Below are 9,790 nucleotides of genomic sequence, written 5' to 3' on the forward strand. Positions count from 1 at the left end.
CAATCCTAAATATGGCGAGATAAACGCACTTCTAAACGTTCTTGCAACAAGGACAATACAAAGCATACAATCCAATAAATTAAAGCGGCTTCACCATATACCAAAATAAATTCATAACTGGTCGCAGAAATATTTTGTGCCACCCGAAATAAATCCGTCACCAACACCAATGAAGCCAACGAAGTATCTTTAACGGTACTAATAAAACTGTTTGCTAATGGAGGAACAGAAACACGCATTGCTTGCGGCATAATAGTCCGTACAAATGCTTGACGATAATTCATACCTATCGCATAAGAGGCTTCCCATTGCCCTTTCGGAATAGACAAAATTGCCGCACGAATTGTTTCTGAAGCATATGCCCCGATATTTAATGAAAACGCAATAATCGCTGTTGGGAAAGAATCGAGGGTTAGCCCCAAACTTGGCAAGCCATAAAATATAATAAAGATTTGAACTAAAAGTGGCGTGCCTCGAATAATGGACACATAAACGCGACAAAATCCCACCAAAACTCGGTGCAAAAACGATTTCGACGGCATGGTTCGAACCAGCGCTACTAAGGTCGCAATCACCAATCCTCCCATAAAAGACAATACCGCCAACGGAATAGTGTTAACGATAGTCGCCTCCAACATAGGCCAAAACGAGCTGATCGCTAGATCAGCTCGCTCTTCGGTCATAAAAGGGAGTTGTGCCAATAAATTATTGAGTGATGTCATCGCCAAACCACTTAATAGAAAGAGCTTTTAAAGTACCGTCAGCACGCATATCGGCAAGGGCTTTGCTAAATTGCTCAGCAACATCTTCATTACCTTGTAAGAAAGTGAAAACTGAACCGATGGTCTCATCATTTTTCACTGCAATTTTTAACCCTGCATTCGGATGCTTTTTGAAATAATCTAAAACCGCAATTTGTTCATTTACAGTTGCCTCTACTCGGCCTTGTTTAACTAATTCTAAGTTCTGCGCAAGACTATCAACAATCACTAATTCTGCACCATTTTTCTTAGCCAATTCTGTATAGTTACTCGTCGCTGACTGAGCAGATTTTACCCCTTTTAAATCAGCAAAGGTGTTAATTTTATTATTATCTTCACGAGTAACAATGACCGCGCGTGATACATTGTATGGTTCAGAAAAGGTATATTTTTTAGCACGCTCAGGTGTTGCACTCACTTGATTTGCAATCACATCAAAACGTTTCGCATTCAAACCAGCAAACATACCGTCCCACAAGGTTTCCTGATATACCACCGTTAAACCTAAACGTTTTGCCACTTCATTAGTCACATCAATATCATATCCTGTTAATTTTCCACTCTCATCATGAAAAGTAAAAGGCGCATAAGTGCCTTCCGTCCCCACACGAATTGTCTTTGTTTTTGCTAAACTATCAGCCAAAGCAGAAGCGTGGGCTGCCTGCGCGCCAAATACCACTGCCGCGCTTAATAATAATGTTTTTAATAATTTCATAGTCGTTCCTTTTGTTAAAATCATGTAAAAGTGCGGTCATTATAAGAGGATTTTTTCATAATAGGCAATAATAATCCGACATGATTTATAACCTTTTATTATAACCTCTTGAAATCACATACAATCGCCCCAAAATACCGTTAGACTTACATTAAGATTTTGTTTAAACTCTGTAACAAACTGTCTTTAATCAATGGAGAACAATATGTCAGATCAAGATCCTTGGGGCAAGCCGGGACAAAGTGGTGGGCACTCGCCAAACTCAAATAACAATAACAACGATTCAAATCGCGATTCGGGTAAACAAAATACCCAAGATAGTTGGGGAAATAACAACCAAAATAACCAACAAAATCGCAATGAACAAAATCCACCTGATTTAGAAGAAGTCTTTAGTAGCTTATTAAAAAAATTAGGTGGCAACAATAACAATGGCAATAAAAAAGGCAGTACTCCGGTAGGGTTTAAAAAATTATTACCTATTGCTGCCGTCATTGGTGCAATCGTTTGGGGTGTGAGTGGACTTTATACGGTAAAAGAAGCCGAGCGTGGTGTCGTCATGCGTTTTGGTGATTTACACTCTATTGTTCAACCCGGCTTAAACTGGAAACCAACCTTTATTGACACGGTAATCCCCGTTAACGTCGAACAAGTCAAAGAGTTAAGAACACAAGGCGCAATGTTGACACAAGATGAAAACATGGTGAAAGTGGAAATGACCGTACAATACCGTGTTAACGATCCGGCGAAATATCTATTTAGTGTCACCAATGCCGACGACAGCTTAAACCAAGCAACAGACAGTGCGTTGCGCTATGTCATTGGTCACATGTCTATGGATGATATTTTAACAACAGGACGTTCCGTCGTGCGTGAAGATACCTGGAAAGCACTCAATCAAATTATAGAACCTTATGATATGGGACTTGAAGTGATTGATGTAAACTTCCAATCAGCCCGCCCGCCTGAAGAAGTGAAAGACGCTTTTGATGATGCTATTAAAGCACAAGAAGACGAACAACGTTATATCCGTGAAGCAGAAGCCTATGCTCGTGAGCGTGAGCCTATCGCACGTGGTGAAGCACAACGTATGATTGAACAAGCAACTGCTTATAAAGATCAAGTTGTCCTAGATGCTCAAGGGGAAGTAGAACGTTTCCAACGTATACTACCAGAATTCCGTGCAGCGCCAGAAATAACCCGTGAACGTTTGTATATTCAAACGATGGAAAAAGTCATGGCAAATACACCAAAAGTCATGATGGATTCAGGTAATGGCAATAATTTAACTGTTTTACCGTTAGAGCAAATTTTACGTGGTAAAACACCTGCGCCACAAACAGAACCAGAATCAACACCACAACCACCGAAAACCATAGAACGGAAAACGGAGGCTTCTACTTATCAACCACACACCACTGAAAATAATACAAGCAATGGTCGTCAAGGGAGATTTAACTAATGCGTAAATTTTTATTCCCAGTTATTTTAGTTATTATCGCTATTTTATATTCCAGTATCGTGGTGGTTTATGAAGGATCACGTGGTATCATGCTTCGTTTTGGCAAAGTTCATCGTGATGCGGATAACAAAGTCGTTGTTTATGAACCGGGTTTACACTTTAAAATTCCATTTATTGACGGTATAAAAGTATTAGATGCGCGTATCCGCACCCTTGACGGACAAGCCGATCGCTTTGTAACTGTTGAGAAAAAAGATCTCTTAGTGGATTCTTATGTCAAATGGCGTATTAGCGATTTTGGCCGTTTCTATACCGCAACTGGCGGCGGCGATTATACCCAAGCTTCCAATCTATTACGCCGTAAAGTCAACGATCGCCTACGTTCTGAAATTGGTTCGAGAACCATTAAAGATATCGTATCTGGTACGCGTGGCGAATTAATGGCGGGCGCAAGACGTGCTTTAAATACCGGACAAGACAGCACATCGGAATTAGGTATTGAGGTAATTGATGTTCGCGTGAAACAAATCAACTTACCAGATGAAGTTTCATCATCTATTTACCAACGTATGCGTGCGGAACGTGATGCGGTAGCACGTGAACATCGCTCACAAGGTAAAGAAAAAGCCGCCTTTATTCAAGCTGATGTTGACCGTAAAGTCACCCTTATTCTTGCTAATGCAAATAAAACCTCACAAGAACTACGAGGTACAGGTGATGCTGCTGCGGCGAAGGTTTATGCAGATGCATTTAGTCAAGAGCCTGAATTCTATAGCTTCATTCGTAGCCTAAAAGCTTATGAGAATAGCTTTGCCAACGGTGATAATATGATGCTATTAAAGCCAAACAGCGAATTCTTCCGCTTTATGCAAGCACCGAAGAACTAAATAAGAGGCATTAGGGGCGTATGCAATACGCCCCTACACCATATAACCAATTGATTTTAAACGGAATTTTTAATTTCCTTGTAGGGGCGTATTGCATACGCCCCCCAATCCAAATACGGCAAACCTGCCTACGATCCAAATACCACCAATTTTCCCACGATCCGAATATGGCAAACCTCTCCCTGTCGTCCGGGCACGATAAGCCGTACCTGGTTACGTATAGAAATTAGGGGCGTATGCAATACGCCCCAATCCAAATATGGCAAACCTCTCCCTATCGTCCGGGCACGGCAAGCCGTACCCGGTTACGCATGGTTCAGCCGCTTTGCGGCTGGGGTTAGGGAGGGAAATTAGGGGCGTATTGCATACGTCCCACAATCCAAATATGGCAAACCTGCCCTACAAGATTTTCTACTTAAATTACAATACTGACAACGCAACACGGCGATTTGGGCGTAAACAATCTTTTAGCGCTTGTCCTTGCTGATGTTCACAGGCAATAACTTGTTTTTCCTTGCCACGCCCTACTGCTATGATTTGTGAGTCTTTCATGCCTTTTTGCATAAAATACATTTTCACCGCATCTGCTCGGCGCTGGGATAAACGTCGATTATATGCATCGCTGCCTAAACGGTCTGTAAATCCTTCTACCATCACCGTTTTATCCTGTAAATGTAAATTATTCACCATACTATCTAGCACCATTCGCCCTTGTTCACTCAAACTTGCCGAATTAAAATCAAATAAAAAATCGCCAGATAGTTCATAGCGCCCTACTCCCGTGTTATCACCTGACTGACGACAGCCGGCCGGTTTCCAATAAAAACTTTGTGCATTCATATCATGGTCAAATAACACTTTAAACTGACAAATTTTATGTTCGCCTTTCTCACGATAATTAAACACATAATTCCATTCTCGTACGGCAAACATTCCCTCGTTATAATGTGGCTCACCCAGTAAATAATAAAGTTGGGCTTTATTCATACCTTTTTCAATTTGATTCACATTATCCCAATTTGGCCAAATCCCTTCTTGAGTACCACTCTGATTAATCCCCGCCGATTCAATTGTCGGCCAAACCGGATTATCCGTTGTGCCATCTTGCTTCACTTGACTTAAATTTCCACAGCCTGTTAATACAATGGCAAAAAGTGCGGTCAATATATTTATTTTTTTCATAAGTTTGTCCTTAGTTAATTAATTTCATTCATCACATCATTCAAGATATTGACTAAAATAGTTCAGCAACAACTGCTGGCTTGTCGAAGGATTAGGTGGCAATACCCGCTGTATATTAGCAAGTAACTGTTGTACATTTTCCCGACTATCTTCGGCAGCATGCTGTTTATAAAATTTCAAATTACTGATTGTGGTCTGGGCAATATTATTAGGTGGATTATTCGCCAATACATGCTTACAACATTGATAGCCTAAGGCAAAATCCTGCACATAATACGCGCAAATCGATAATTCATAATCGATCCAAAAATGATAAATACGGCTTTTGACAAATAATACGTCCTCCTCAGGATAAGGTGTCGCTTTGGCTAACTTAGCAAGCTGATAGCCCAAGCGGCAGTGTCCATGCTGTCTTAAGTGTTTTACAGCAAAATACAAACACTCTATCCGCGTTGGGTCGTAGTCATAACCTTTTAGCCAGGTCATCAAGGCTTTATCTTCCAGATTTAAATCCGCATAACATTGGCCAAGGTTTTCATAAGCACAAGTGACTTCCTCACGCCATTGTCCCAATTGAATTCGTGTTAAATACCATTTGGCTGCCTGCTCATAATGCCCTGCATCTCGATAAGATTGCGCACAATAAAAGGCATAGCGTGGTTTTAAATCTTCATCATCCGGCCCCTCAAAGGCTTTTTTCAAAATATGGGCATCTTGCAAATATTTATTCGCCTGTTGGCTACGGGCACCAAACCGTCCCGACACCACCACATAATCCCCTTTGATATAACCGATATTCATATCCCCTGATTGGCGGAGAGCTAAAAATTCATGCAGCACCCCGCGCCAATACCATTGCCCATGATTTTTCACTAACAACGCGCGATAATAAGTCACATGCCCACCACCGCCATTACTCAACTGTAAATAATACATATCATGGCTTAATGTCGGTAACTCCATATGCCCTTCGAAACGGTCATCAGCATCAAATATCAATACATAATCGCTCTTTCCCACGCAACGCTGCAAAGCCAAATTACGATTATGGGCAAAATCCTGCCAATCATCTTGATGTAATTCACCCGGAATTTGCCGTGCTGTAAAAAAATCGACGATTTCTTCTCTCGTATTATCTGTTGAACCCGTATCACAAATGACCCAATAATCCAGAGGGATATGCGCAAGTATATTGTTCAGCGTTTCGCGAATAATCCCCCCTTCATTCTTAACTATCATATTTAAACAAATACGCGTCATAACACACTCCTTAGCATTTAGCGTGTTTTAGTAATCAGTTGTTTTTGTTTATCTGGCGTAATCACCGTAATCACTGCGGGCGGTTGTTGCTGGCGATGTAAGATCGCCACTAAATTATCCAGTTTGGCAATTTTTTGGAAACGACCATCAAACTCATATTGGTTCACATCCACGCCTTGTTCAAACACTAAAAACGTACTGATTTTCGTACTTTTTATGGCTTCTAACCGTAATGCTTTCTTGTCTGGCACAACATAAATAGGCTGCGCGCGTCGGGTATATTGCGCAATCAATTTGGCATCTTGGCTCACTTTTAGAATGTCCTCGATCCCTTTTTGCTCCTTAGCCCGTTGTTCTGGGCTTAGGTTAGACACAGGGATAGCAGATTCGCTAATCTCTTGGGCATCAAATGGCGTATCCTCGCCAGCAGCAGATCCCGTATCCTTTGCCTCTGAAACGTCAGGCTTGGTTGAAGCCTCATCTGCTGCCACCTCTGTAGAAATTATCCCTCTTTCCTGCGTTGAATCAGCGGACTGTGTTGAGCTAGTTTGTTCAATAGGCTCAAGCTGTTTCGGTACGGACGGTATCGCATTATCTGGCGCAGATACCCCACCCTGCGCATCAAACACCGGATTACCAAAGTAACTTTTCTTCTCTGGTACCCATAAATGGGTCACATTTACCGCCTTATCGGTTAAAGTTAAGAATACCCGTTGATTAATCACTGCTAAGCCTAATTGCTGGGATTCTAACTGCGGGTTGACCTGTTGTAATAAATGCGCAATATTTTGAGAGTCCGCTTGTTCTAACACAATCTCTTCATCAGGGGAAAACTGATAGGCTAAATACCCCACCTGTAGTTTATCCGCCAAACGTTGCGCAAAATCAGAGATCGTTCCCTCAAATTTAATCGCAATTTTGGCTTGTTGATAATTGGTCAATAACGCTGCATTTTGATCCATCTGCCTCTGTGTCAGGCTACTTTTATTTGAGGTTTCCCCTTCCTTGCCAACGGCTGTGGCCTGTGCCATAAAAACTGTGCTAAAAAGCACCGCACTTATGCCTACAAAACGGCGCAATAAAATCCGATTTTTTGTTTTCATTATTGTCTCCTGTTATTCGCCTCCTATGCGCGACAGCAAACCACCACGCATAAGAGGCAGACATTAACTCATTACCATGCAAAGCCTACGCCAGCACCTACCGTCACATCACCATTTTGTGATGCACCGCCGTTAAGTTTTAGGATAACTTTGCCATTATCACTTACGCGGCTTACGCCGATGGCAATTGAGGATTGTCCTTTATAATGCCCCACACCCGCAGCCACTAAACTTTGACCCGGTTTATAGGCTTGTGGCATGCTGGCGATGGCGACCGCACTGGCTACGCCCCCTTTCATTTCTTTATCGAGCTTGTCAATACGTTTATTCGCAGCGCCTAATGCACGGTCAAGCTGACCTTTATTCACCGCATCATTTGGTGCTACGCCATCTGCCACCCCACTTATACGACGGTTTTCGCCGTCTTTATTGGTAATGTTGATTTGCGTACCACCCGTATCTTTACCAATCGAAATCGGGTTATTGCCGCCGCCGTTGGTCGGGTTAGCCTGTTGTACAAGACCTGCCGTACCATTTTTAATCGCTGAGGCTAAGGCGTGTAACTGGCTACCATTGACCGCATCCGTACTGTCTTTGCTCACTTTCCCTGCGGCGACATTTTGGATACGGCGCTCTTTGCCCACATCGCCCACTGACACCACGCCAGAAGCTTCTGCGCCGGCAAGTTGCGCAATGCCGTTATTCAGCTCTTTCAATATGTCATTACCCTCATAACGGCCAGCTCCTGCGGTTTGATCAGTCGCCGTGCTTTGGGTAGTTGAGTTAGCACCTAATGCGACTGAATTTGCACTGGCTTTGGCGTTGTGTCCTAAGGCCACGCTATTTGCGCCTTCAGCATCGGCAAACTGTCCGATAGCCACCGCAAACGCACCCGTCGCTTTAGCGCCATTGCCCACTGCCACAGTACTTTCTCCTGTGCCTTTAGCATTTACACCAATCGCAATGGCTTTCACACCTGTTGCGCCACCTTTGCTATCTATTGGACCTAGATTGCTATTCGGATTACCCGCTGCCTGACTTACGTCGCCGGTATTCACATGGAAATAGGTTTCCACTGAAGTCCCAGCCACACCTTGTGGCCCTTGAGGTCCAGCCGCACCAGTATCTCCCTTAGGACCTTGATCGCCCTGATCACCTTTCGGGCCAGCAGCGCCGGTTGCACCTGTGTCGCCTTTCTCACCTTGCGGACCTGCAGCACCAGTTGCGCCGGTATCGCCTTTCTCGCCTTGCGGACCTGCTGCGCCAGTTGCGCCGGTGTCGCCCTTAGGTCCTTGATCGCCCTGATCGCCTTTCGGACCTTGTGGACCTGCCGCGCCAGTTGCGCCTGTATCGCCTTTCTCACCTTGCGGGCCAGCAGCACCAGTTGCACCAGTATCGCCCTTAGGACCTTGATCGCCCTGATCACCTTTCGGACCTTGCGGGCCGGCAGCACCAGTTGCGCCAGTATCGCCTTTGTCTCCTTTCGGGCCGGCAGCACCAGTTGCACCGGTATCACCTTTCTCACCTTGAGGTCCAGCTGCGCCGGTGTCGCCTTTCTCACCTTGTGGTCCAGCTGCGCCTGTTGCGCCAGTATCGCCTTTCTCACCTTGCGGGCCAGCTACGCCAGTTGCACCGGTATCGCCTTTGTCTCCTTGCGGGCCGGCAGCGCCAGTTGCACCGGTGTCGCCTTTCTCACCTTGTGGACCAGCTGCGCCAGTTGCACCTGTGTCGCCTTTTTCGCCTTGCGGGCCGGCTGCACCCGTTGCGCCTGTATCACCTTTCTCGCCTTGTGGACCTGCCGCGCCAGTTGCACCGGTATCACCTTTCTCACCTTGCGGGCCTGCTGCACCTGTTGCACCGGTATCGCCTTTCTCGCCTTGCGGGCCGGCTGCACCCGTTGCGCCTGTGTCGCCTTTGTCTCCTTGTGGACCTGCAGCGCCAGTTGCACCAGTATCGCCTTTTTCGCCTTGCGGGCCGGCTGCGCCAGTTGCACCCGTTGCGCCTGTATCGCCTTTTTCGCCTTGTGGGCCGGCTGCGCCAGTTGCACCGGTATCGCCTTTGTCTCCTTGCGGACCTGCAGCGCCAGTTGCGCCGGTGTCGCCTTTCTCACCTTGTGGGCCGGCTGCACCCGTTGCACCGGTGTCGCCTTTCTCACCTTGCGGGCCGGCTGCGCCAGTCGCGCCGGTGTCGCCTTTTTCGCCTTGCGGGCCTGCTGCACCGGTTGCACCTGTGTCGCCTTTCTCGCCTTGCGGGCCTGCTGCACCGGTTGCACCTGTGTCGCCTTTCTCGCCTTGTGGACCAACTGCGCCAGTTGCGCCGGTATCGCCTTTTTCGCCTTGCGGGCCTGCTGCACCAGTCGCGCCTGTGTCGCCTTTCTCACCTTGAGGGCCAGCAGCGCCTGTTGCACCGGTATCGCCTTT

General features: G+C 45.6%; 8 protein-coding genes. 2 read left to right on the forward strand and 6 right to left on the reverse strand.

Translation table 11 applies throughout. The annotated features are described in order from the left end of the window. Nucleotides 1-5: 5 nt before the first annotated feature. Nucleotides 6-722 carry an amino acid ABC transporter permease gene (locus tag CVP05_RS04035; RefSeq protein WP_100288297.1) on the reverse strand — a complete coding sequence of 239 codons (717 nt, stop codon included), beginning with the start codon at nt 720-722 and terminating at the stop codon, nt 6-8. Further along, a complete protein-coding gene (locus CVP05_RS04040) occupies nt 706-1,476 on the reverse strand; it encodes an amino acid ABC transporter substrate-binding protein (protein WP_100288298.1) in 771 nt (256 codons plus the stop codon). The genes CVP05_RS04035 and CVP05_RS04040 overlap by 17 nt, the downstream gene beginning before the upstream one ends. 193 nt (nt 1,477-1,669) lie before the next feature. Here CVP05_RS04040 and hflK point away from each other — a divergent pair, with 193 nt between their 5' ends. Together hflK and hflC are read left to right on the forward strand one after the other, a co-directional pair. Then, nucleotides 1,670-2,938: an FtsH protease activity modulator HflK gene (gene hflK / locus CVP05_RS04045; protein ID WP_100288299.1), complete on the forward strand. Its 1,269-nt coding sequence runs from the start codon at nt 1,670-1,672 to the stop codon at nt 2,936-2,938. Beyond that, nucleotides 2,938-3,825: a protease modulator HflC gene (hflC, locus tag CVP05_RS04050; protein ID WP_100288300.1), complete on the forward strand. Its 888-nt coding sequence runs from the start codon at nt 2,938-2,940 to the stop codon at nt 3,823-3,825. Before hflK ends, hflC begins: the two co-directional genes overlap by 1 nt. Before the next feature lie 420 nt (nt 3,826-4,245). Here hflC and CVP05_RS04055 read toward each other — a convergent pair whose 3' ends face one another. The 4 genes from CVP05_RS04055 to CVP05_RS04070 all read right to left on the reverse strand — a co-directional run. Beyond that, a complete protein-coding gene (locus tag CVP05_RS04055) occupies nt 4,246-5,007 on the reverse strand; it encodes an OmpA family protein (protein WP_100288301.1) in 762 nt (253 codons plus the stop codon). A 36-nt stretch (nt 5,008-5,043) separates the two neighbouring features. Further along, complete coding sequence (locus tag CVP05_RS04060) at nt 5,044-6,267, reverse strand: glycosyltransferase (RefSeq protein ID WP_100288302.1); 1,224 nt, start codon at nt 6,265-6,267, stop codon at nt 5,044-5,046. Nucleotides 6,268-6,284: 17 nt separating this feature from the next. After that, nucleotides 6,285-7,370, reverse strand: coding sequence for a hypothetical protein (locus CVP05_RS04065; protein WP_100288303.1), 1,086 nt, complete (start codon nt 7,368-7,370; stop codon nt 6,285-6,287). Nucleotides 7,371-7,441: 71 nt separating this feature from the next. Then, nucleotides 7,442-9,790 (reverse strand): YadA family autotransporter adhesin (locus CVP05_RS04070; protein ID WP_207761347.1); only part of this gene is annotated, 2,349 nt, incomplete at its 5' end.

Origin of the sequence: Conservatibacter flavescens (assembly GCF_002795425.1) — a bacterium.
In the GTDB taxonomy this organism is placed as follows: Bacteria; Pseudomonadota; Gammaproteobacteria; order Enterobacterales; family Pasteurellaceae; genus Conservatibacter; species Conservatibacter flavescens.